23 protein-coding genes and 1 pseudogene are annotated in these 23,388 nt (G+C 69.2%); 10 read left to right on the top strand and 14 right to left on the bottom strand.

From position 1 onward, the window contains the following. From VGF12_RS05120 to VGF12_RS05085, 8 genes and pseudogenes are all read left to right on the top strand, one after another. Positions 1-3,048: error-prone DNA polymerase (locus tag VGF12_RS05120; protein WP_331174967.1), on the top strand; the 3,048-nt coding region annotated here is incomplete at its 5' end. A gap of 91 nt (positions 3,049-3,139) precedes the next feature. After that, complete coding sequence (locus VGF12_RS05115; RefSeq protein ID WP_331174966.1) at positions 3,140-4,258, top strand: glycosyltransferase family 2 protein; 1,119 nt, start codon at positions 3,140-3,142, stop codon at positions 4,256-4,258. Then, complete coding sequence (locus VGF12_RS05110; protein WP_331174965.1) at positions 4,243-5,838, top strand: glycosyltransferase family 39 protein; 1,596 nt, start codon at positions 4,243-4,245, stop codon at positions 5,836-5,838. The genes VGF12_RS05115 and VGF12_RS05110 overlap by 16 nt, the downstream gene beginning before the upstream one ends. 81 nt (positions 5,839-5,919) lie before the next feature. Beyond that, positions 5,920-6,888 carry a protein-methionine-sulfoxide reductase catalytic subunit MsrP gene (msrP, locus tag VGF12_RS05105; RefSeq protein WP_331174964.1) on the top strand — a complete coding sequence of 323 codons (969 nt, stop codon included), beginning with the start codon at positions 5,920-5,922 and terminating at the stop codon, positions 6,886-6,888. Beyond that, on the top strand, positions 6,888-7,496 hold the full coding sequence (locus VGF12_RS05100; RefSeq protein WP_331174963.1) for a protein-methionine-sulfoxide reductase heme-binding subunit MsrQ: 609 nt from the start codon (positions 6,888-6,890) through the stop codon (positions 7,494-7,496). Before msrP ends, VGF12_RS05100 begins: the two co-directional genes overlap by 1 nt. 28 nt (positions 7,497-7,524) lie before the next feature. Further along, positions 7,525-8,064: pseudogene (locus VGF12_RS05095) on the top strand (FAD-dependent oxidoreductase); the annotation flags it as partial. Between the two features lie 312 nt (positions 8,065-8,376). Continuing rightward, complete coding sequence (locus tag VGF12_RS05090) at positions 8,377-8,772, top strand: dihydroneopterin aldolase (protein WP_331174968.1); 396 nt, start codon at positions 8,377-8,379, stop codon at positions 8,770-8,772. Positions 8,773-8,863: 91 nt separating this feature from the next. Next, the gene (locus tag VGF12_RS05085; RefSeq protein WP_331174962.1) at positions 8,864-9,784 is read left to right on the top strand and encodes a hypothetical protein; all 921 of its coding nucleotides are present in this window, start codon (positions 8,864-8,866) and stop codon (positions 9,782-9,784) included. Positions 9,785-9,798: 14 nt separating this feature from the next. Here the strand turns inward: VGF12_RS05085 and VGF12_RS05080 are convergent, their stop codons facing one another. Both VGF12_RS05080 and moaA read right to left on the bottom strand, forming a co-directional pair. Then, positions 9,799-11,004, bottom strand: coding sequence for a nitronate monooxygenase family protein (locus VGF12_RS05080; protein ID WP_331174961.1), 1,206 nt, complete (start codon positions 11,002-11,004; stop codon positions 9,799-9,801). Positions 11,005-11,091: 87 nt separating this feature from the next. Next, a complete protein-coding gene (gene moaA / locus VGF12_RS05075; RefSeq protein ID WP_331174960.1) occupies positions 11,092-12,189 on the bottom strand; it encodes a GTP 3',8-cyclase MoaA in 1,098 nt (365 codons plus the stop codon). A gap of 142 nt (positions 12,190-12,331) precedes the next feature. On the opposite strand from moaA, the gene VGF12_RS05070 reads away from it, so the two are divergent. Together VGF12_RS05070 and VGF12_RS05065 are read left to right on the top strand one after the other, a co-directional pair. Further along, complete coding sequence (locus VGF12_RS05070; RefSeq protein WP_331174959.1) at positions 12,332-12,724, top strand: ribonucleotide reductase subunit alpha; 393 nt, start codon at positions 12,332-12,334, stop codon at positions 12,722-12,724. A 5-nt stretch (positions 12,725-12,729) separates the two neighbouring features. Further along, a complete protein-coding gene (locus tag VGF12_RS05065; protein ID WP_331174958.1) occupies positions 12,730-13,191 on the top strand; it encodes a putative zinc-binding protein in 462 nt (153 codons plus the stop codon). On the opposite strand, the gene VGF12_RS05060 is transcribed toward VGF12_RS05065, so the two are convergent. The 12 genes from VGF12_RS05060 to narH all read right to left on the bottom strand — a co-directional run bounded on the left by VGF12_RS05060 (position 13,160) and on the right by narH (position 23,381). Then, positions 13,160-13,936 (bottom strand): anaerobic ribonucleoside-triphosphate reductase activating protein, encoded by a 777-nt coding sequence (locus VGF12_RS05060; RefSeq protein WP_331174957.1) that lies wholly within the window; start codon positions 13,934-13,936, stop codon positions 13,160-13,162. The genes VGF12_RS05065 and VGF12_RS05060 overlap by 32 nt on opposite strands. Before the next feature lie 47 nt (positions 13,937-13,983). Continuing rightward, a complete protein-coding gene (nrdD, locus tag VGF12_RS05055) occupies positions 13,984-14,163 on the bottom strand; it encodes an anaerobic ribonucleoside-triphosphate reductase (RefSeq protein WP_331174956.1) in 180 nt (59 codons plus the stop codon). Positions 14,164-14,174: 11 nt separating this feature from the next. Next, entirely contained in the window at positions 14,175-16,184 is a 2,010-nt protein-coding gene (locus VGF12_RS05050; protein ID WP_331174955.1) for a ribonucleoside triphosphate reductase, read from the bottom strand. 92 nt (positions 16,185-16,276) lie between these two features. Further along, positions 16,277-16,699, bottom strand: a complete 423-nt coding sequence (gene ubiT / locus VGF12_RS05045; RefSeq protein ID WP_331174954.1) for a ubiquinone anaerobic biosynthesis accessory factor UbiT — start codon at positions 16,697-16,699, stop codon at positions 16,277-16,279. Further along, a complete protein-coding gene (locus tag VGF12_RS05040) occupies positions 16,696-17,607 on the bottom strand; it encodes a U32 family peptidase (protein ID WP_331174953.1) in 912 nt (303 codons plus the stop codon). The genes ubiT and VGF12_RS05040 overlap by 4 nt, the downstream gene beginning before the upstream one ends. Beyond that, complete coding sequence (gene ubiU / locus VGF12_RS05035; RefSeq protein ID WP_331174952.1) at positions 17,604-18,644, bottom strand: ubiquinone anaerobic biosynthesis protein UbiU; 1,041 nt, start codon at positions 18,642-18,644, stop codon at positions 17,604-17,606. Before ubiU ends, VGF12_RS05040 begins: the two co-directional genes overlap by 4 nt. Position 18,645: 1 nt before the next feature. Beyond that, positions 18,646-18,939, bottom strand: a complete 294-nt coding sequence (locus VGF12_RS05030; protein ID WP_331174951.1) for a DUF2249 domain-containing protein — start codon at positions 18,937-18,939, stop codon at positions 18,646-18,648. Between the two features lie 46 nt (positions 18,940-18,985). Beyond that, complete coding sequence (locus VGF12_RS05025) at positions 18,986-19,681, bottom strand: carbonic anhydrase (protein WP_331174950.1); 696 nt, start codon at positions 19,679-19,681, stop codon at positions 18,986-18,988. Next, positions 19,681-20,454: a peptidylprolyl isomerase gene (locus VGF12_RS05020; protein ID WP_331174949.1), complete on the bottom strand. Its 774-nt coding sequence runs from the start codon at positions 20,452-20,454 to the stop codon at positions 19,681-19,683. The genes VGF12_RS05025 and VGF12_RS05020 overlap by 1 nt, the downstream gene beginning before the upstream one ends. 1 nt (position 20,455) lies before the next feature. After that, on the bottom strand, positions 20,456-21,157 hold the full coding sequence (gene narI / locus VGF12_RS05015; protein ID WP_331174948.1) for a respiratory nitrate reductase subunit gamma: 702 nt from the start codon (positions 21,155-21,157) through the stop codon (positions 20,456-20,458). Then, positions 21,154-21,846: a nitrate reductase molybdenum cofactor assembly chaperone gene (gene narJ / locus VGF12_RS05010; protein ID WP_331174947.1), complete on the bottom strand. Its 693-nt coding sequence runs from the start codon at positions 21,844-21,846 to the stop codon at positions 21,154-21,156. The genes narI and narJ overlap by 4 nt, the downstream gene beginning before the upstream one ends. A gap of 11 nt (positions 21,847-21,857) precedes the next feature. Continuing rightward, positions 21,858-23,381 carry a nitrate reductase subunit beta gene (narH, locus tag VGF12_RS05005; protein WP_331174946.1) on the bottom strand — a complete coding sequence of 508 codons (1,524 nt, stop codon included), beginning with the start codon at positions 23,379-23,381 and terminating at the stop codon, positions 21,858-21,860. Between the last annotated feature and the right edge of the window lie 7 nt (positions 23,382-23,388).

Raw genomic sequence — 23,388 nt, 5'->3', positions numbered from 1 at the left:
CAGCTCCGCGAGATGCGCGAAGCGGCACATCACGCGGCGAAGGCCGAGGCGCGACTGGCCGGCGAACCCGAAGACTGCATCACGCAACCCCAGCTGATGAAGCTGCTGATTGGCAGCGAATTTCTCGTCCGCGACGACGCTGGCACGCCGCGCTTCAAGCTCGTGCTGATCGCGCAGAACCTTCACGGCTACGGCAACCTCAGCCAGTTCATCACCCGGCTGCGCCGGGCCAGCCCCGTCAAGGGCGAGTACACGCTGCACTGGCGCCAGATCGCACCCGAGAAGCTGGCCGACTGCCTGGCCCTGCTCGTGCTGCCACGCGAGGCCGCCGACGCGGAGCTGCTGGCTCCGGCGCAATGGGCGCTGCAGCACTTCGCCGGTCGGACCTGGATTGCCGTGGAACTGTTGCGCGAGGCCAGCGACGCACTGTGGCTGCAACGCCTGCAGACGCTGTCCGAAGAGACGGCCCTGCCTCTCGTCGCCGCAGGCGACGTGCACTTCCATGTGCGCTCGCGCAAGGCGCTGCAGGACGTCATGACGGCCACGCGGCTGGGCCGCACGGTGGCCGAATGCGGCTTCGACCTGCAACCCAATGCCGAGCGGCATCTGCGCAGCCGCTATCGAATCTCGCAGCTATGCACCTTGGAGCTGATGGCCGAGACGCTGAACGTGGCCGCGCGCTGCACGTTCCGGCTCGATGAAATCAGCTATCGCTACCCCAGCGAGGTCGTGCCCGCCGGGCGCACGGCCAGCCAGCACCTGCGCGCCCTGACCTATGAAGGTGCGGCGCTGCGCTGGCCCGACGGCCTGCCCGACGAATGGCGTGATCGCATCGAGCGCGAACTTCTGCTGATCGAAGACCTCGGCTACGAGCATTACTTCCTGACCGTCGCCGACACCGTGCAGTTCGCACGCAGCATCGGCATCCTGTGCCAGGGGCGCGGTTCGGCGGCCAACAGCGTCGTGTGCTACTGCCTGCAGATCACGTCGGTCGACCCGAAAGAGAGCACGCTTCTGTTCGAGCGCTTCATCAGCCGCGAGCGCAATGAGCCACCCGACATCGATGTCGACTTCGAGCACACGCGTCGCGAGGAGGTCATCCAGCACCTCTACGACAAGTACGGCCGCGACCGTGCAGCACTGACGGCCGTCGTCACCTGCTACCGGCCCAAGAGCGCCATCCGCGACGTCGGCAAGGCGCTGGGCTTCAGCGAGGCACAGCTCGACATCATGAGCAAGGACCACAGTGGCTGGCCCGGCCAGGTGCTACCCGAGGAGCACCGCGTCGCACTGCTCCAGCAGCTGGGCCTGCCCGAAGACGATCCACGCCTGCAGCAGCTCATCGCGCTGGGTCGCCAACTCAATGGACTGCCACGGCATCTGAGCCAGCACGTGGGCGGCTTCGTGCTGACCGAAGGCCCCCTGGAACGCCTGGTGCCCATCGAGAACGCGACGATGGCGAATCGCAGCGTCATCGAATGGGACAAGGACGACATCGACGAGCTTCGGATGATGAAGGTCGATGTGTTGGCACTGGGCATGCTCACGGCCATCAGGCGCTGCTTCGACCTGCTCCAACCGATGCGCGGCAAGACCTACGAGCTGGCCACCATCCCGCAAGACGACACGGCCACCTACGACATGATCTGCGCAGCCGACACCATCGGCGTCTTCCAGATCGAGAGCCGGGCGCAGATGTCCATGCTGCCTCGGCTGCGGCCCCGCAAGTACTACGACCTCGTCGTCGAGGTCGCCATCGTGCGGCCGGGCCCTATCGAAGGCGGCATGGTCCACCCCTACCTCAAGAATCGGCTGCTGCCCCACAACGAGATCAAGTACCCCAAGCCAGAGCTGGAGGAGGCGCTTGGCCGCACCTGCGGCGTTCCCATCTTCCAGGAGCAGGTAATGCAGATCGCGATGATCGCGGCCGGCTTCTCCGCCGGGGAGGCCGATGAACTGCGTCGTGCCATGGCCTCATGGAAGCGCCCCGGCGTGCTGGAGAAGTACTACGACAAGGTCATCCTCGGCATGCGCAGGAACGGCTACGAAGACGAATTCGCGGAGCGAATATTCCGGCAGATCAAGGGTTTCTCCTCCTACGGCTTCCCCGAATCCCACGCCGCCAGCTTCGCCCTTCTGACATACGTCAGCTCCTGGCTCAAGTGCCACGAACCCGCGGCCTTCCTCTGCGCGCTGCTGAACTCCCAGCCGCTGGGCTTCTACACGCCGGCCCAACTCGTGCAGGACGCGCGCCGGCACGAGGTTGAGGTGCGAGCCATCGACGTGAACCGCAGCGACAGGGACAGCACGCTGGAGCTGCGCCGCGGACACCCCCAGCCCGCCGTGCGCCTGGGCCTGCGCCTCGTCAGCGGACTGGGGGATGACGCGGCCAACCGCATGGAAGCCGCACGTGCCCGCGATGGCCTCTTCGCCCATCCGCAGGACCTCGCCCATCGCGCACAACTCACGCAGGCCGACATGCAGCACCTCGCCGCCGCCGACGCCTTGACCTCGCTCGCCGGTCACCGCCGCCAGCAGGTCTGGCAGGCCTCGGCCCTGCACGCAATGCCGGCACTGCTGCAGGGCAGCCTGCTGCCCGAGGACGACCTCGAACTGCCCGCCGCCGCCGAGGGCGAGGAGGTCCTGTGGGACTACGCCGCCACCGGCCTCACGCTGCGCCGCCACCCGCTCGCGCTGCTGCGCCCACGCCTGGCCAGGCAGGGCCTGCTGACCGCCAGGCAGCTGGACGCCGTCAAGAGCGGCCGCCGCGCCAAGGCCTGCGGCATCGTGACCGGCCGGCAGAAACCGCAGACCGCCAAGGGCACGCTCTTCGTCACGCTGGAGGACGAGACCGGCAACGTGCAGGTCATCGTCTGGAACAAGGTCTACGAGGCGCACCGCAGCGTCATCCTCGGCGCGCGGCTGCTGGCGGTGGAGGGCATCTGGCAGCGCGGCGACGGCGACGTGCGGCATCTGCTGGCGCAGGGCTTCACCAACCTGAATCCGCTGTTGGGGCGGCTGACAACGGAAAGCCGCGACTTCCGCTAGGTGCCTCAAACACCCCAACCGCGGGGATAACAACACGGTTCGTGCGCTTGCATACTGTCGGAAAACCAGTGCCGACGCAGGAGAGGACCGCGTGATCGAAGGCGCCAAAGACCAACTTTCCCAGTCAGCCGAGCTGGCGATCATCATCCCCACGTTCCGCGAAGCCGGCAACGTCGCCGAGCTCACCCGCCGCCTCGTCGACTGCCTCGCGGGCCTGAAGTGGGAAGCCATCTTCGTCGATGACGACTCGAACGACGGCACCGCCTCGTCGGTTCGTGAACTGTCCCTGATTCACCCCAATGTCCGCTGCATCCAGCGCATCGGGCGCCGTGGTCTCTCCTCCGCCTGCGTGGAAGGCATGCTCTCCACCAGTGCCCCCTACGTGGCCGTCATGGATGCCGACCTTCAGCACGACGAGGCCCTGCTGCCGACGATGCTGCAGAAGCTGCAGTCCGACAGGGAACTCGACATCGTGGTTGGCAGCCGCCATGTCGAAGGCGGCTCGCTGGGGGAATGGAGCGAGCAGCGCGCCTCCATCAGCCGCTGGGCGACCCGCCTGAGCCATCTGGTGCTGCCCAAGACCCTGAAGGATCCCATGAGCGGCTTCTTCATGATGCGCAGGGACAGCTTCATGGGCGCCGTCCGCAGGCTCTCGAGCGTTGGATTCAAGATCCTCGTCGACCTGTTCGCCTCGTCCCCGAAACCCCTGAAGTTCGCCGAGCTGCCCTACACCTTCAGGACCCGCCATGCCGGCGAGAGCAAGCTGGATTCCCAGGTCGCCTGGGACTACCTGATGCTGCTGGCCGACAAGACCGTGGGCCATCTCGTCCCGGTACGCTTCCTCTCGTTCGCCCTGATCGGCGGCCTCGGCGTGTTCCTGCACATGGCCTTGCTCAGCACCTGCCTGTCGCTCATGGCGCTACCGTTCAAGCAGGCGCAGGCCGCCGCCACCATCGGCGCGATGGTGTTCAACTACACGATCAACAATGCGATGACCTACCGCGACCGCCGGCGCAAGGGCTGGCGCTGGTGGACCGGGCTGCTGTCCTTCTCCATCGCCTGCAGCGTGGGCGCCATCGCCAATGTCGGCATCGCCTCCTACCTGTTTGACCACCAGAACCACTGGGTGTTGTCCGCCATCAGCGGCATCCTCGTGGGTGCCGTCTGGAACTACGCCATCACCTCGGTCTATACGTGGAAGCGCGCTTGAAGGCGGCGACGGGCACCGGGCCGCAGCACGCCCCCTGGCTGGCCTGGGTCGTCGCGGCAGGCATGGCCGGGTGCTGCCTGGCCTATGTGGTGTGGCAACAGCTCGGGCCGTTGCGCCATCAGGTGCTGCAGATCGACGAGCTGTATTTCGGCGCCTGCGCTGCCCGCGGCCTCGTCGAAGGCTGGGCGGCCGTGGCGGGCTGCCACGACAACAAGGCTCCGCTCATCTATCTCCTGCATGCGACGCTGCAGCAGATCGCCCCGCCCCATGACGCCGTCGCACTGAAGGCGCTGTCGGCAGCGATGCTGGCCGCCATCGCCGCCCTGGTGTACCGGCTGGCACGGCGCGCGGCGCCGGAGCAACCCGCGAGCGCCGGCATCGCCGCGATCCTCCTGCTCATTTGCGCGCTGGTGCCGAACCCGTCCATGCTCGCCGTCAAGACTGAGCTGCTGGGCACCGGCCTGCTGCTGCTTGCCCTGCTCCTTGCCTCGGACGCCGGACACGCCCTGGCGTGGCCGCGCGCGCTGGCCATCGGGGCCGCCTTTGGTGCGGCGGTGATGAGCAGGCAGACCTGTGCGCTGATGCTCCCCATGGTGTTGTGGGCGGCCCTGCGCACCGGCAGCAGGATGACGCTCCGACAGGGGGGGCGGCACCTGCTGCTCATCGGCATGGGCAGCCTGCTGCCGGCCCTGGCGCTGACGGGCCTGTACGCTGCCAGCGGCAAGCTGCAGGAGTTCCTCGCGACAACCTTCCTGTACCCCGCCGTCTACGGCAGCGCCACGTCAGCGGGCGTGGCCAAGCGCCTGGTCTGGAAGTTCGCGACCGCCAGCGAGTTCCTCCAGCTCGCGCCGGTCCATGTCGTGCTGGTGCTCGCAGCCCTCGCCGCACCGTTGCGCGGCCCTGCGGCCGCCGGACTGCGGCAGGCGCTGCTGCTGGGGGCGGGTCTGGCGCTGCTCGTCATGCTGGCGTCACCCATGCTCTTCAGCTATCACGCCATCCCGTTCTGGGTGCTGGCCTGTCCGCTGGGCGGTGCCGTGATCGCCCAGGGCACCGCTGCCGCCGGGCCGGCCCGCGCCCTCGCGGCAGGGGCGCTGCTCGGCGCGACGCTGCTGGCGCTGGGCGTGACGCTCCAGTCCAACGGCCGCCCATCGCAAGCGCCGCTGCAAGGCATCGAGGCGATGCAGCCGGCCGCGGGTCGCTACGCCTACGTCCTCGGCATGGTGCCGCAGGTGTATGCGCGCGGCTTCATCCCCGCCTCCAGCATCCTGCTCCCCTGGGCCCTGCCGGACACACCTGCCACCTGGGCCTATCGCCCGCCAGCGCCCGACAGCCCGGTCTTCGCGCCGCTGCACGCGCAGCAGCAACGCAACCTGGCCCGGCTCTACGCGGATTTCGAGCGCACCCCGCCCGCCTACATTGCCATCATCGACACGTATGCCCGAGCGGCGGCCTCGCCGCATCAGCATGCCGACGTGCCGGGTTTCGACGACTATCTCGCACAGCACTGCCGCCTCCTGGCCCCCCTCAGCGACGGGCGCAACCATCCCGGCAAGCTGTTCGCCTGCAATTCGGCTCGCTGACGCCGGCCCAAGCCGTGCTGCGGGCGGGGGCAATCCGCTGGGTGTAAGGTCGCGCCCGCAACGTCCGACTGCGTGTGCATCATGCTGATTCAATCCTCTTCTCCGAACGATCCCGCCCCCAGCGAGATCACGCCACGCCAGGCCTATCTCAACCGCCGCCAGGTCACGGCCGGCCTCGCTCTCATGGCCGCCGCACCAGAGCTGCTGGCCCAGTCCGTCGCAGGCGGGGGCAAGCTGCCCCGGCTGGCTGCCACGCCCGGCACCGTGGCCGGCGCGATGGTGCTGGACAAGCCCACCCGCTACGCCGACGCCACCTCGTACAACAACTTCTACGAGTTCGGCACTGACAAGTCCGACCCGGCCGAGCGTGCCCACACGCTGAAGCCGCGCCCCTGGACGGTTGCCGTGGAGGGCGAATGCGCCAAGCCAGGCCGCTACGACCTCGATGCGCTGCTCAAGCTGAGCGCCCTGGAGGAGCGCGTCTACCGCCTGCGCTGCGTCGAGGGCTGGAGCATGGTCATCCCCTGGATCGGCTATTCGCTGTCTGAACTGATCAAGCGGGCGGAGCCCACATCCAAGGCCAAGTTCGTCGAGTTCACGACGCTGGCCGACCGCGCGCAGATGCCGGGCCTGCGTTCGGCCGTGCTGGAGTGGCCCTACGTGGAGGGCCTGCGCATGGACGAGGCCATGCATCCGCTGGCACTACTCACCTTTGGCATGTACGGCGAGGTGCTGCCCAACCAGAACGGCGCGCCTGTACGCATCGTCCTGCCCTGGAAATACGGCTTCAAGTCGGCCAAGAGCATCGTCAAGATCCGCTTCGTCGAAAAGCAGCCGCGCAGCAGCTGGGAACAGGCCGCGCCCCAGGAGTACGGCTTCTACTCGAACGTGAACCCGGGCGTGCCCCACCCGCGCTGGAGCCAGGCCAGCGAGCGGCGCATCGGTGAGGACGGGCTGTTCGCGAAGAAGCGCCCCACGCTGATCTTCAACGGCTACGAAGCCCAGGTCGGGCAGCTCTACGCCGGCATGGACCTGCGACGCAACTTCTGATGCGCGGCGCCCTGTCCGCCGCGCTGCTGAGCCGCGCCGCCAAGCCGGTGCTGTTCCTGCTGTGCCTGGCGCCGCTGGCGTGGCTGGTCTATGGCGCAGCGGCCGACCAGCTCGGCGCCAACCCAGCTGAGGCGCTGATCCGCGGCCTGGGCGACTGGACGCTGCGTGGCCTCATGGTGACGCTGGCCGTCACACCGCTGCGCCAGTTGACCGGGCTGGCGGCACTGGCGCGCTTTCGCCGCATGCTCGGGGTGTTCAGCTTCAGCTATGCCAGTCTGCACCTGCTCGCCTATGGCTGGTTGGACATGGGGCTGGTGGTCGGCGACATCGCTGCCGACATCGCCAAGCGCCCCTTCATCCTGATGGGTTTCACGGCCTGGCTGCTGATGCTGCCGCTGGCCGCCACCAGTTTCAACAAGGCCATCCGGCTTCTCGGCGCAAAGCGCTGGCAGACCCTGCACAAGGCCGTCTACGCCATCGCCATCATCGCGCTGCTGCACTTCATCTGGATGCGCGCCGGCAAGCACAATTTTGCCGAGCCGGCCGTCTACGGCGCCGTGCTGGCCGCGCTGCTAGGCTGGCGGCTGTGGGACAGGCTGCGCGGATAATTTGCGGCTTTGCCCCCCGGGCCGCGCCATGACCAGTCCCACCTCCATCGACGTCGCCATCCTCGGCGGCGGCCCCGCCGGCTGCAGCGCCGCGTCGTGGCTGTGCCAAATGGGCATGACGGCGTTGCTGGTCGAGCGCGAACCGCGCCTGTGCGCCGCGCTGGCGGGCCTGAACTTCGCCCAGGACTGGGTGCTGGGAGAGCCCGCCGCACGGCTGGCCGCCCTGGGCGAGCACTACGCCGCACAGGCGCAGGCCACGCCAGGCCTGACGCTGCGCCTTGGCACGCGGGCCGAGTCCGCCCGCCACGCGGCCGGCAGCTGGACGCTGCAGTTGGCCACCGGCGAGCACGTGCAGGCTCGCGCGCTGCTCGTCGCCACAGGCCTGCGCCTGTTGCGCCCGGCACGCTATTTCGCCGTGCCGCACGAACGCGTGCTGGACGCCGCCCAGCTCACCGCGCGTCGCGAGGCCTTGCCCACGGGCCACGTGCTGCTGCTGGGGGCTGGCGACAACGCCGCGGAGAACGCCCTCTTCCTGGCCGAACGGGGCCAGCAGGTGACGTTGTGGTCGCGTGGCAGTTGGCGCGCGCAGATCCATCTGGCCGAGCGCGTCGAGGCCCACCCGCGCATCACGGTGCGCTTGGCCATGCCGCTGCCCGAGGCACTGCTGCCCGATGACCACGGCGTCAGCGTCGGCACCGAGCGTTTTGACTTCGTCGCCGCCCTGTTGGGCTTCGAGCCGGAGCCCTCGGCCTTTGCCTTGCTGGACGAGGCTTCGCGCCAGCGCGCCTTCGTCGCCGGCGACGCCAGCCGCCGCTGGCACCCCTGCGTTCAGACGGCGCTGGCTGACGGCGTGCAGGCCGCCAAGCAGATCGAGCTGGCGCTGCGTCCGCAAGTCGCCGCCGCGCCGCAGCGCTACAACAACCGCCAGGTCATCCACCTGCAGGGACTGCGTTTCCGGGCCAACCTCGGCGTGCTGGACTTCGAGCGCACCGGCCCGCAGCCCATCCAGGTCGATGCCGAGATCAACCTCGGCGCGCTGCCGGTCGTGGCGCGTGATGCCGACATCGGCCATGTGCTGGACTACCGCCGCGTGCGCACAGCCATCATCGACGAGTGCACGCAGGAACACACGGACCTCGTCGAAGCCCTGCTGGGCAAGCTCTGCAACCGCCTGATGAGCCTCCCCGGCGTCGTTGGCGTGCGCCTGAAGCTGACCAAGCTCGAGATCTTCCCGGACTGCGAGGTCGCGATCAGTACCGAACTCGGCGCCTGGTGACGCCTCCTTGACCTGCGACAAACCGCCGAGCGGAGGTCTTGACGCAAATTAAGGACGCACCCGGCCGCCGCGCCGAGCATTCGGGTCGTCCATGTCTCACCCCTCCTCCCACGTCAGTTGCTGCGCCAGCCTGCGCCAGACCCTGCTGCAGGGCTGGCAGCAGACATTCCCGCTGCATGCGTCGCCCTTCCGGCAGATGGCAGCGCGCAGCGGCGCCACGCCCCGCGAGCTTCTGAGCCTGTGTCAGGAGCTGCACCGCAATGGCGCGCTGCAAGCCATCCAGCCTTGCTGGGGCGAGGGCCTGCGTCGGGAACGCTGGCGCTTTGCGTTCGAGCCGACCGACGAGGCCACGCTGGTGGCCGCACTGGCAGCGCTGCCGGGCTGCTTCCGCATCGAACGCGCCGAGCCCCAGACCGGCCTGGCGACGGTGTGGGCCGAAATCGAAGCGCTGGACGACGACACCCTGGTCCGTCAGCTGCAGCGGCTGCCGTCGGCGCCCGCGGCCCGCTTGCGGCTGCCGTCCGCGTCCGCGTCCGCGCAAGCCCTGCCCTGCGACGATCCCGAGATGGCCGGCCATCTCGAAGAGGGCCTGCTACTGTGCTCTCGGCCTTTTGCCCAGTGCTCCAAGCAGCTGGGCTGCAGCGAGTCCCGGCTACTGGCCAAGTTGCACGCCTGGCGCCGCGGCGGCCAGCTTGCCGGCCTGGCCCTGAAGCCACCGCCCACGCGTGTACCGCAGCCGGGCCTGCTGGCGCTGTGGCGAGACGCCGAACCCAAGGCCGAAAGCCTGGCGAGGCTGCAGGCTCACAGCGGCGTGGACCGCGTCGTCAGCAGCCCGTGCACACCGGCCTGGCCGTGGCGGTTGAGTCTGGTCCTGCGCGCCGCACCGCAACTGGCCCTGGACCAGTTGCGCGAGATCGTCGCCCATGCCGGCCTGACGATGCCCGATACCAGCGTGCGGCTGCTGATCGACCAACCGCGCGATCAGGCCCTGCTCTTCCGCACCGCGGCCTGAGCCGCGCTGCAAGATCAGGCTGGCGTGCCGACGGGAACGCCCGGCGTCATCAGCCGCTCCAGCAGCTGACGCACACTGGTGATCTGGCTGCCGAAGGGCAGCCCGCCACGCCCACGGAAGAACAGGCCCTTGTTCATCTCGCCGCGCAGCGCGGACGCCAGCCGCTGGTCGATGCAGAACTGGCCCCAGCCCTTGAGGCCGTCGCGCAGGCCGCACTGGCTCAGGCAGTCGAAGGCCATGGTGCAGCGCTGCTTCAGCTGGGCCACGGCCTGCAGGCGCTCCTCGGCCTTCAGGTATTTCTTCAGCCAGGGCGTCATCACGGCGCGGGCGGGCAGACCGGCCACGCTGGTGAACTCGACGAGGTCCTCGTCGCGCGCCTCGGCCAGTACCTGCTTGAAGTTGGGATGCGCGTCGCATTCCTCCGTCACGACGAAGGCGGTGCCCAGCTGGGCTGCGTCGGCGCCCAGGGCCTGCAGGCGCTGAATGTCCTCGCAGCGGCGCACGCCACCGGCGGCGATCAGCGGCACCCGGCCCTCCACGCCGGCATCGCGCAGGTGCTGGCGCACGGCCGGCAGCACGGTTTCGAAGTCGAAGCGCGCATCGCCCACGTCGGCCACGCGGGCCGCGCCCAGGTGGCCGGCAGCATGGCCCGGGTGCTCGATGACGATGGCGCTCGGGATGCGCTGGCGGCGCTCCCACTTGCGCCACAGCAGGGCCACGCCGCGGGCGTCACTCAAGATGGGCACCAGGGCGGTGTCCGGGTGGTCCTGGGCCAGCTCAGGCAAGTCCAGCGGCAGGCCGGCGCCGACGACCAGCGCATCCACGCCCTCCTGCAGCGCCGTGCGCACCGAGGCCGCGTAGTCGCTCACCGCGCGCATCACGTTGACGGCCAACACGCCACGGTCGCCGGCGATCCCGCGGGCCTGCCGGATCTCACGCGCCAGCGCCTCCTGGTTGGCCTGTTCGATGACCGTCTTCTTCCTCTCGTCGCTGTCTCGCATCCCTTCGCTGCGCGCCATCAGGTCGGGATGATGGCGGCGCAGGTCCACCGAGGCGATCGTGCCCCAGGCACCCTGAGCGGCAACGCTGCCGGCCAGGCGATGGGCCGAGATGCCCACGCCCATGCCGCCCTGCACGACGGGCAACAGCTGGCGGCCGGCGAATTGCAGGGGGCGCAGGCCGGCGGCCGCCATGCGTTCGAGGAGCGAGGAAGTGGTCATGGCGTCAGGAATTGAAGGGCGAAAGGGGCGATGCTGGGGCGAAGCGCCGCGCGGCGCTTTGACCTGGTGCAAGGTCTGGACGATTCGTCAGCCGCCCAGCACGTGCATGTCGGCGCGCTCGGGCTGCAGCAGGCGCAGCGCCTCCCGCTGCTCGGAATAGGCGTCGCTGCGGCCAGCCCAGATCGCCGCCAGCCGCCCGCGCAGTTCGGCCTCTCCGCCCTGGGCGCCACGCAGCAGCGGGCGCAGGTCGTGGCCCTGGGGCGCGAACAGGCAGGTGAAGAGGCGGCCGTCCGCCGTCAGCCGGGCGCGTGTGCAGTCCCCGCAGAAGGCGTGGCTGACGCTGCTGATGAAGCCGATCTCGCCCGCGCCGTCGGTGTAACGCCAACGCTGCGCCGTCTCGCCACCGCGTGTGGCGGGCAGCGGCAGCAGTGGCCAGCGCGCGGCGATGCGGGCGCGCAGTTCGTCGCTGGGCAGCACCTCGTCCATCTTCCAGCCGTTGTGGCAGCCGGCGTCCATGAACTCGATGAAGCGCAGCACCAGGGCTCCCCCATAGTTCTCGCGAAAGTGCTCGGCCAGTGCCAGGGCCTCGCCGTCATTGACGCCCCGGCGCACCACCATGTTGACCTTGATGCGCTCGAAGCCCGCGCGCTGCGCCGCCTCCAGTCCGCGCAGCACCTCGGCCACGGGGAAGCCGACGTCGTTCATGCGTTGGAACACGGCATCATCCAGCGCGTCCAGGCTGACCGTGAGCCGGTTCAGGCCCGCCTCGCGCAGCGCGACCGCCTGGTCGGCCAGCAGGCTGCCATTGGTGGTGAGCGCCAGGTCCGGCGGTGTGCCTTCCAGCGTGCGCAGCGCGGCCAACTGGCCGATCAATCGGGCCAGGTCGCGGCGCAGAAGCGGCTCGCCGCCGGTCAGGCGCAGCGTGCGCACACCGAGGGCCAGGGCCTGGCGGCCGACCTGGGCGATTTCCTCGAAGTTCAGCAGTTGCGCCTGAGGCAGGAAGCGGTGACCGGGTCCGAAGCGGCTGCGCGGCATGCAATAGCTGCATCGGAAATTGCAACGATCGGTCAGGGAGATACGCAGGTCGCGCCAGGGGCGCTGGCGGCGGTCGCGCAGCGCGCCATCCGTCGACCGGGCCACGCCGGCGCGCGGGATCCAAAGCAAAGGGGCGGTCCTCGCATCCATGCGGCGATTCTGGGCGGCCGACCCGACCCGGCCCATCCGGCCTTGGCACGAGGCCGGCGCCCCATGCCTACTCCCTTCGGGCTACCCCGCCCTCCTCCGTCGGGCGCGCAACAGGCACGCCCCGCGGCCTTAGGCTGTCGCCATGAACATCGAGCATTTCGACGACCTGCTGGCCATGGCCCGTGCGCAAGCCGAGCCGCAACGCCTGCTGATGGTCTTCACCACGGCCGAGTGCGAACCCGACGCGACACCCGAGCAGCGCGCCGCGCACGCCGCCGGCGCCGGCGGCGTCCTGCGTCCGCTGATGTGCGTGGACAAGGATCCCGCCGACCTGGCTGACTTCGCAGCCCTGTCGGCGGAGGCCCGCCAAGCCGGACCTGCCTGGCAGTTGGTATTCACGGCGGCGCTGTCCGGCCCCACGGACGGCAGCGAGATCCAGCGCATGCTGGACCTGCTGGTCAAGCGCGTGGAGGCCGGCGAATTCGGTGGCCTGCTACCGTTCAACCCGGCCGGCGAAGCGGTCTACATCAGCTGACGGCCATGGGCCACGCACGGCCGCCCGAAGACGCGCCATTCCCGCCGAGCGGAGCGGCACGCAATGCCAGGGAGGCGTCGGCAAGCGAGTTGCCCCTGGCCTACGCTTGCTCGGGCTGCTCCAGTGCTGCCCAGCTCGCCAACCATCTGGCCGTGCGGCTGGACCGTGGCGGCGAGGTGGAAATGTCCTGCATCGCCGGCGTGGGCGGCGGCGTCAAGGCGCTGGTTCGAACGGCGCAGCGCGCGGCCGAGACGGGCCGGCCCATCCTCGCCATCGACGGCTGCCCACTGGCCTGCGTGCGCGCCTGTCTCGCCCGCGTCGGCGTGACGGCGAGCGCCGAGCTTCGCCTGCATGAGCACGGCGTGCGCAAGGTCCAGCATGGGGACTTCGACCCTGCTCAGGCAGAGATCCTGCTGGCGCATTGCCGCGACCTGATCAGGCCGCGCGCAGCTGGAGATCCGGCCTGATCACCCGCGCCTCGGCCAGCAGGGCCGCGGACGGCCACGCGATGGGCGCCCGCGCCGTGCCCGATGCATCCGGCAGGCGCGCCAGCTGCAGCACATGGCGGGGCACGCTTGACAGCTCGCTCACGAGGCGCAGCACATCGGCATCGGTGAACCATGCGGGGTGGACGGTGCTGCGGCACTCGAAGTCCACGCTGCCGGACCGCAGCAACGCGAGAGATTCGCGGACGGCACGCACGCTGCCACGCCGGCCGGTGATGCGGTCGTGCAGTGCCGCGTCAGTGGGCGCCGCCTTGATGTCCAGCCCCACCCAGTCCAGCCGCGGCAGCAACACGGCGAGCCGGCGAGGCGCGAGGCCGGCGGTGTGCAGGCCCAGCGCATAGCCCATCGCACGCAACTCGTCGAGCACGTCCGGCAAGGCCGGGTCCAGCGAAGGCTCGCCACCGCTGAAGACGACGCCGTCGAGCCGGCCCACGCGGCGGGCCAGCCAGTCGCGCAGCTCGGGCCAACGCGGCCCGGCACCCGGACCTCGCGACTGCAGCCCGGGGTTGTGACAGTAACCGCAGCGCCAGGGGCACCCCTGCAGGAAGACGACGGCGGCGAGCCGGCCGGGGAAGTCCACACTGCTGAAGGGCTGCAGCCCGGCGACCGCCAGCGATTCAGCCCGCCGTTCTGGCCGGCCGAGCGCTGGGACGCTCCCGAGCCCGCCGGCCTGGGCGTTGTGCTTGCCGGGCGGGCCGGCTGGCATCACCGCCCCCTCGAGGGAGCGGCCTGGGCACGCGTCGGACGCGGTGCTCACGGCGCCGCTTGCCCCTCCTCGAAGTGCACACGCTCGGCAAACTCGCCCTGCTTGCCGATGTTGAAGGACGCGACTGGGCGGTGGTAGCCCATCACGCGGGTCCAGACTTCACAGCGCTGGCGTTCCTCTTCGCGCAGCGTGATGTCTTGTTCCTGACGTTCGATGACAGCGTTCATGGGGATCTCTTTCAGGCGGGTTGGGGTTGGGATTCGCGACGCTTTCGCGCCAGCCGTTCTTCGTCGCACTTGGGGCAGAACTCGTGGTGCCCTGCCAGATAGCCGTGCGTTGGGCAGATCGAGAAGGTCGGCGTCACCGTGATGTACGGCAGGCGGTGGCGGGACAGCGCGCGCTTCACCAGCTCGCGGCAGGCCGGGGCCGAGCTGATGCGCTCGCTCATGTAGAGGTGCAGCACCGTGCCGCCGGTGTACTTGCGCTGCAGCTCCTCCTGGCGCTCGAGCGCCTCGAAGGGGTCGTCAGTGAAGCCGACGGGCAGCTGGGAGCTGTTGGTGTAGTAGGGATTGGCGTCGCTGCCGGCCTGCAGGATGCCGGGCCAGCGGCGACGGTCTTCCTTGGCGAAGCGGTAGGTCGTGCCCTCGGCCGGCGTGGCCTCCAGGTTGTAGAGGTGGCCAGTCTGCTCCTGAAACTCCACCATGCGGGCGCGCACGTGGTCCAGCAGCCGCACGGCGAAGGCGTGGCCTTGGGCGCTCGTGATGTCGTGCGCGCCGCGCGTGAAGTTGCGCACCATCTCGTTGATGCCATTCACACCCAGCGTCGAGAAGTGGTTGCGCAGCGTGCCGAGATAGCGTCGCGTGTAGGGAAAGAGGCCCTGGTCGATGAGGCGCTGGATCAGCTTGCGCTTGGTCTCCAGGCTGTCGCGGCCCAGCTCCAGCAGCCGATCCAGCCGCGCCAGCAGGCCGACCTCGTCGCCGGCATGCAGGTAGCCCAGGCGCGCGCAGTTGACCGTGACGACGCCCACCGAACCCGTCTGCTCGGCCGAACCGAACAGGCCGTTGCCCCGCTTGAGCAGCTCGCGCAGGTCAAGCTGCAGCCGGCAGCACATGGAGCGCACCATCTGCGGCTCCAGGTCGGAGTTCAGGAAGTTCTGGAAATACGGCAGCCCGTAGCGCGCCGTCATCTCGAACAAGGCCTCGGTGTTGGGGTGGGCCCAGTCGAAGTCCTTGGTGATGTTGTAGGTCGGAATGGGGAAGGTGAAGACGCGGCCCTTGGCGTCGCCGGCTGTCATCACGTCGATGTAGGCGCGGTTGATCAGGTCCATCTCGGCCTGCAGCTCGCCATAGCAGAAAGGTTGCGCCTCGCCGGCGATGACGGGCACCTGCTCGGCAAGGTCGGCCGGGCAGGTCCAGTCGAAGGTGAGGTTGGTGAACGGCGTCTGCGTGCCCCAGCGCGAGGGCACGTTGAGGTTGTAGATCAGCTCCTGCAGGCACTGGCGCACCTGCTCGTAGCCGAGGCCATCCTTGCGGACATAGGGCGCAAGGTAGGTGTCGAAGCTGGAGAAGGCCTGGGCGCCGGCCCATTCGTTCTGCAGCGTTCCGAGGAAGTTGACGATCTGGCCGACGGCGCTGGACAGATGCTTCGGCGGCCCGGCCTCGACCTTGCCCGGCACGCCGTTGAGCCCCTCGTGCAACAGCGTGCGCAGGCTCCAGCCGGCGCAGTAGCCGCTGAGCATGTCGAGGTCGTGGATGTGGAGGTCGGCCTCTCGGTGAGCCTGTCCGATCTCAGGCGAGTAGACGTGGTCCAGCCAATAGTTGGCCACCACCTTGCCCGACACATTGAGGATCAGCCCACCCAGGCTCCAGCCCTGGTTGGCATTGGCCTGGATACGCCAGTCGCGCTGCTGCAGGTATTCGTCCATCGTGGCCTGCACGTCGACGAGAGTCTGGCGGGCATCGCGCAGGCGGCGGTGCTGCTCGCGGTAGACGATGAAGGCCCGCAGCGTGCGCCGCCAGCCAGCGCCGAACAGCGTGGACTCGACGGCGTCCTGAATCTGCTCGATGCCGGGCAGCGTGCGCGCCATCAGCTCGGGCAGCACACCGTTGTCGGTCAGCCAGCGCGCCTCGTCGTCGCCGAACTCGCCGCTGGCGTGCCCCGCGCGCGCCAGGGCCTGGGCGATCTTGCCAGCGTCGAAGGCCTCGATGCGGCCGTCGCGTTTCACCACCTGCTGAGGATAGAGGGTCATTGCGCTACCTATGGTGTTTGCAGCGCCACCAAGGCACTACATGTAGTGGCAGGCAGTGTGGTCGCCGGATTCGATGGCGTCCTTGAAGCAGATCAAGAGGGGGCCACGTTCCACAGCGGCCCGATGGCGTCCAGCGTGTTCTTCAACACCAGGCCGTACTCCGTGTCGCCCTCCATGACGAGGGCACCCTCGAAGAACAGGCGGTCGGCGTCGTCCTCACCGCGCAGCAGCCGCCACAGGGCATCGGCGCGAGCGCGCAGGCGCAGACGGGGCGCCCCCTGCTCGCCCGCAGCCTGAAAGCCGCGTTCGCCCAGCCGCAGCCGCACGCGGGCGCCCAGCTCCTGCAGCTCGATCTCCACCGTCTGGCCCTGCAAGGCCTGACGCTGGGAGGGGTCCAGGCGCGGCAACAGCAGGCGGTCCATCAGCAGCGCCAGCAGCATGGAGGGCGGACGGCTGGGCAGGCGGGCGACACGTTCGCGCCAGCGTTGGGGCAGGCTCGGCAACTGCGCGGTCATGCCGCCTCCGCGAGGCCGGGCTGACGGCGTGCAAAACCGTCCACCAGGCGGCCGGGCAGGGGCAGTTCGCGCATTGCGGTGAGCGCCTCCTGAGCATTGGCGCCCCGCGAGAACACTGCATCGAAGAGGTCGACGACGCGCATGAAGTGGGCGCCACAGGGCGACAGCCGCAGCAGCCCGACGCCCGCCTGGTGCAAGGCATCGCCCTGAGCGATCAGGCATTGCAGCGCCGCGCTCTGCGTCTGGATGCCGTTGAGCGCGAGGAAGTCCTCGCCCTCCCCCGTCCGCAGCATCAGGCCGTCGGCATCGTCGCGGCAGCGGAACTGGCAGTCGTCCTTCTGCAGCCGATGATGGCGGGCCGTGAAGCAACGCGCCGAGAAGGCCAGCGGCAGGCGGCCGAAACCCCAGACCTCGGTCACGATCGCCGAGGGCGGCGGGTTGACGCAGGCTACCGCGTCCAGCGACAGCTCGACCGGCCCCACCCAGCGGTCTGCCCCGAGTGCCGCGTGCTCGCCCAGCGCGTCGGCGTTGTAGATGTTGAGATGGGGCCCAAGCGTGATTGGGCGGCGGCGCAGGCGCGACAACACCTGCAGCGCGGCGGCGTCGCCGGCCTCGACGGGGAACTCATCTTGCTCGCAGACGCGACGCAGCGTGCGAAGCTCCGCCTCGCTCATGACCAGCGCCATGGTCGCCAGGCGCACGTCCTTGCCGGCCGCGCGCAGCTCGCGGGCGATGGCCAGCCAGTCGTCGAACTTGATCTCGTTGCGCCGCGAGCAGACCAGCTCGCCCAGCACGACGCTTTGCACCGGCGAGTCGGCAAGGTCGGCATAGAAGTTCAGCAGCGCCTCGCGCGGCCACCAGTACAGCAATGGGCCGACGCTCAGTTGAATGGCGGGGGTATTCATCATCTCCAGGGTCTGTCGTAGGCGCCAAGGGTGTGCTGCTGGCCCTCGGCCCAGCGCGCGAGCTGCCCGTCCCAGGCGGGCTGCACGCTGTAGCGGCCGCGCCCCTCCTGGGCGGCCCAGGCTGCGTCGATGGCAGCGCGCCAGACCTTGGTGACCTCGGCCACGTAGGCAGGGCTGCGCTGGCGCCCCTCGATCTTGATGGCGGCCACGCCGGAGGCGATGAGCTGCGGCAGCAGGGCCAGCGTGTTGAGGCTGGTGGGCTCCTCCAGCGCATAGTCGCCCGCCAGCGCGCCGACCTCGAAGCGGCCCTTGCACAGCGTCGGGTAACCGCGCGGCTCGCCGGGTCGGTAGTGGTCGATCAACACGCCGCCCAGGCGGGCGCGCACACCATCAGGCGCCTCGTCCCAGCGCACGGCGCCAGGTGGTGAGCAGACGCCGGCCGTGTTGGGCGACTGGCCCGTGGCGTAGCTGGACAGCGCGCAGCGCCCCTCCACCATCACGCACAGGCTGCCGAAGCCGAAGACCTCGACCGGAACGCTGCAGTGCTTGAGCAGTTGCTGCACCTGCTGCAGCGTCAGCACGCGCGGCAGCACGGCGCGCTCGATGCCGTAACGCTGGCGGTAAAAGGCGATGGCCTCGTGGTTGGTGGCCGAGGCCTGCACCGAGAGGTGCAGGCGCAGCTGCGGATGGCGCCGACGCGCATCTGCCAGCACGGCGCTGTCGGCCACGATGAGGGCATCGGCGCCCAGCTCGGCCGCGTGGTCAACGGCCCGCTGCCAAGGCCGGGTGTCACGCGCGTCGGCAAACGTGTTCAGCGCCATCAGCACCTGGCGGCCCAGGCAGTGGGCCAGCCTCACGCCCTCGCGCACCTGAGCGGCATCGAAGTTCAACCCGGCGAAGTTGCGCGCGTTGGTGGCGTCCTTCAGACCCAGGTAGACGGCGTCAGCGCCAGCGTCGAGCGCCAGTTGCAGCGCGCGCAGCGAACCGGCCGGGCAGACCAGTTGGGGCTTGCGTGGCGGCGGGCAGGATTCGAGGGACATCTCAGCCCTGGCCGCCGCAGCTGCAGCCGCAGCCGCCGGGGGCGGGCGTCGCCTGGCCGGTCCCGGCCACGAGGCGGCCGACACGGATGCGCCAGTAGTCGGGCTCGGCCTGCACGACCTGCCAGCTGAAGGCTTCGGGGTGATGGGCGCGGAACTGCATCAGTAGGCCACGTGGCTCATGGTCGTTGACCAGCTCGAAGGTCTCGCCCGGCGCTAGCGCGTCGAAACACTGGAAGGCGAGGCGGTGGCGCTGCGGCGGGGCGAGCGGGCGGAGGTCGTGGAGGGCTGTGTTCATAGAGCGTCAGCCTAGGGCTGGCCACCCCGGCGCGCCTTGAACTGGTTCAAGAGCAATCGAGCGGAACGCCGCTGGCGTCCAGGCCGTCTTCTTCCCCGCACAGACGGTAGGGGCCGGTGCCGGCGTTGCCGGCCCGCGAGGCCGGCACGAAGGCGCCCACGTCGACGTCGAAGACATGCACCTCCCCGTCCTCGATGACGTAGTGCCAGCCGTGCAGCGTCAAAGCCCGCGCCTCGACCTGCTCGCGCACCATGGGGTAGTCCATCAGCCGCTCCAGCTGCAACACGATGGCACGCTGCTCGGTGCGGCGTAGCGCCTCGGGACCGGGCTCCGCGACGGGCAGCGCCGCCTCGCGGCCCAGGTCCAGCCAGCGCACCAGGTTCTGCGCGGCGGGTGGCACTTCACCGTACAGCGCGCGGATGGCGCCGCAATGGCTATGGCCACAGACGACGATGCGGCGCACCTGCAGGTTGAGCACCGCGAACTCGATGGCCGCCGCGGTCCCGTGAAAGCCCTGACTCTGGTCGTAGGGCGGCACGAAGGCGCCGACGTTTCGGACGAGGAAGAGCTCGCCCGGTCCGGCACCCGTCAGCAAATAGGGGACGAGGCGCGAATCGGAGCAACCGATGAACAGGGTCAGCGGATGCTGGCCATCATCGACCAGATGCCGGAACAGCGACCGCTGCTGCGGGAAGTCATCGGTCTGGAAGCGACGCAGGCGTTCGAGCAGCTCGTCGGGCATCACTGGACCAGCGGTGAGCTGGCCTGCTGCAGTTCGACGCCTTGCAGCCGGGCGTCCGCCGCCAGCGTCTGCAGGTACTGGCGCAGCGCGCTGATCTGGTGCAGCTGGCGCATGCGCTGGGCCACCGCGTCACGCACCTGCTCGAAGTCTGGCAGCCGGCCCGGCTCGCGCGCGTCGATGGCGGCGATGTGCAAACCGAAGCGGCTGTGCAGCAGACGCGGCAGCACGCCAATCTCACTGCGGCCGAACAGCTCCTTGGCGAACTCGGGCGCACAGTCGTCCGCCGTCAGCCAGCCGAGCTGCCCGCCGTCCGCGCCGCTGGGACAGTTGGACAACTCCTTCGCCGCCTCGTTGAAGGCAGCCACGTCACTGGCTCGCAGTGCGATCAGATGGCCCTCGGCGCGCTGGCGCAACAGGCCCACGTCCACGCCGGGCGTGACAGCAAACAGGATGTGGCGCACCTGAACGCGCTCACCCTGCGCGTAGTGACGGGCGTTGGCGTCGTAGTGACGGCGACAGGCTGCCTCGTCGGGCTCGGGGCCGGCCAGTTCCTGGGCGATCAGCGCCTCGATGGCCTGGCTGGCCGCCGCACTGATGGCACCCTCGCGCGGCGCGGGGTCGTCGGCGGCGAGCAGGCCCACTTCGATGGCACGCTGGCGCAGCAGCTCGGTGCAGGCGCGCTGGCGCAGCACTTCGTCATCCAGCGTCTCACCGGCGGCGGCGATCTCGATGTCGTTGATGAAGGCCTCGACGGGCCGGGACGGCTGCGTCATGTCAACCCCGCTTCGGAAGATTCAGCCTGCGCGAGCGCACGACCTGGTAGGGCCGGAAAACGTAGAACACCGCGGCCAGGCCGCTCCAGACGTGCACGAGGCGGCTGAAGGGGAAGAGCAGGAAGATGGTCATGCCCAACACCATGTGAACCTTGTACGGCCACGCCAGCGCCACCAGGCCGCTGGCGTCGGGGTTGAACGTGACGATGCGCTGCGCCCAGTCGGACAGCACCAGCATGACCGTGCCGTCCGCGTGCGACAACGAGAACGGCAGCGTGATCAGGCCCAGGCTGAGCTGCACCCACAGGATCCACAGAATGGCGAGGTCCGTGCGATGGCTGGTGAGGCGGATGCGCGGGTCCGTCATGCGGCGCCAGATCAGCATCGAAAGGCCGATGAAGCAGGCCGTGCCGGCGATGCCGCCGGCGACGATGGCCAGCATCTGCTTGTTGGCCGGAGTGATGAAGTGCTCGTAGACGGCATGCGGCGTCAACATGCCGACCGTGTGCCCGACGAAGAGAAAGAGGATGCCGGCATGGAAGAGGTTGCTGGCCCATCGCATGCCTCGGCTGCGCAGCATCTGCGAGCTGTCGCTTTTCCAGGTGTACTGGTCGCGGTCGAAGCGGGCCAGGCTGCCCATCAGGAAGACGGCCAGGCAGATGTAGGGGTAGACGACGAACAGGAAGTTGTGCACGGCGTTCATGCGGAGGCTCCCGGTTGATGCGCGGCTTGCTTGCGCACGATGTGGATGGGTTGCGGCTGCTCGGGCCGCGACTGACCGGCGGACGAGCAGCCGCCGAAGGCCTCGGGCTCGGCCCAGGCCTCGTCAAGCTCCGGCTCGGGCGGGATGTCCACGCGCTCGGCACGCTCACCAGCCAGTTCCAGCACAGCGGCCAGGACGCTGGCGTAGGCGCTCTGGCGGCGCTGCAGCGCGCTGAAGATGGCCCGCGTGATGTGGGCGATCTCCGCGAGAAAGCCGCGCGCTTCCCGGACCGGCTGAGTGCTGGCGAACTCCAGCACGACGGCCAGGTGGTCGGGCAGCTCGCCGGGCGCAAGGAACAGCCCGGCGCGCTCATAGGTCTGCAGCAAGTCGATCATGGCCGGGCCACGGTCGCGCGAGTCACCGTGGATGTGCTCGAACAGGTGCAGGGCCGTGCCGCGGCCGCGGTCGAAGAGGTCGACGAAGTCGGCCTCGACCGTGAACGGGTCGGACTGGTGCAGGCGCTGCAGCAGCGCGCAGAGTTCGGCGATGCGCTCAGGGGGCAGCGCGGCCTCGGCGGCCAGGGCCTGCTGCAGCTCGGGCACCGCGGCGCGGAACTCGGCGTCCGGGTAGCGCAGCAGCGCCGCCAGCACGCGCAGGCTGTGGGGGGCGGGGGTGGGCTTGTTGAACATGGGGGCCTTCCTCAGAGGGTCGCCTTGATGGGGATGGTGCGTTTCTTCTCCGAGCCGAACAGGCTGGTCTCGGTGACGCCCTCGGAGCAGCCGTTGCCGAAGCTGAAGCCGCAGCCGCCGCGCACGTTGAAGGCGTTCTCGGCGTACTCGCGGTGAGTCGTCGGGATCACAAAGCGGTCCTCGTAGTTGGCGATGGCCATCACGCGGTACATCTCCTGCACCTGGGCCTCGCTGAGGCCGGCCTGGTCGAGCACCGCCTGGTTCTTCACGCCGTCCACGTGCAGACCGCGCTGGTAGGCCCGCATGGCCAGCATGCGCTCCAGTGCACCGACGACGGGCACGGTGTCGCCGGCCGTCAGCAGGTTGGCGAGGTATTGCACGGGAATGCGCAGCTGGTTCACGTCCGGCAGCTCTCCCACGGCGCCGAGTTGGCCGGCATTGGCGGCCGCGCTGATGGGCGACAGCGGCGGCACGTACCAGACCATGGGCAGCGTGCGGTACTCGGGGTGCAGCGGCAGGGCGACCTTCCAATCCACGGCCATGCGATAGACGGGGCTGTTGCGCGCGGCCTCCAGCCAGTTGTCCGGAATGCCGTCCTTGCGCGCCTGCTTGATGACGGCGGGATCAAAGGGGTCGAGGAACAGATCGAGCTGGGCCTGGTAGAGGTCCTTGTCGTTGGGCGTGGCAGCAGCCTCGGCGATGCGGTCAGCGTCATACAGCAGCACGCCGAGGTAGCGGATGCGGCCCACGCAGGTCTCCGAGCACACGGTGGGCTGACCGGCCTCGATGCGGGGGTAGCAGAAGATGCACTTCTCGGCCTTGCCGCTCTTCCAGTTGTAGTAGATCTTCTTGTAGGGGCAGCCCGACACGCACATGCGCCAGCCGCGGCACTTGTCCTGGTCGATCAGCACGATGCCGTCTTCCTCGCGCTTGTAGATCGACCCCGAGGGGCAGGACGCGACGCATGCCGGATTCAGGCAGTGCTCACACAGCCTGGGCAGGTACATCATGAAAGTGTTCTCGAACTGACCGTAGATGTCCTTCTGGACATCGTCGAAGTTCTTGTCCCTGCTGCGCTTGCTGAACTCGCCGCCGAGGATCTCTTCCCAGTTCGGACCCCACTCGATCTTCTCCATGCGCTGGCCGGTGATGAGGCTGCGCGGGCGCGCGGTGGGCGCCTGGCGCATTTCGGGGGCCGACTGCAGGTGGTCGTAGTCGAAGGTGAAGGGCTCGTAGTAGTCGTCGATCTCCGGCAGGTTGGGGTTGGCGAAGATCTTCATCAAGAGCTTCCATTTGCCGCCCTGGCGCGGCTCCAGGCTGCCGTCGGCCTTGCGTATCCAGCCGCCGTTCCACTTGTCCTGGTTCTCCCACTCCTTGGGATAGCCGATGCCCGGTTTGGTCTCAACGTTGTTGAACCAGGCGTACTCGACGCCGGGGCGACTGGTCCAGACGTTCTTGCAAGTCACCGAGCAGGTGTGGCACCCAATGCACTTGTCCAGGTTCAGCACCATGCCGATCTGTGCGCGAATCTTCATTGCTTGC

Origin of the sequence: Roseateles sp. (assembly GCF_036404855.1) — a bacterium.
In the GTDB taxonomy this organism is placed as follows: domain Bacteria; phylum Pseudomonadota; class Gammaproteobacteria; order Burkholderiales; family Burkholderiaceae_C; genus Pelomonas.
This window is presented reverse-complemented; position numbering and strand designations above follow the sequence as displayed.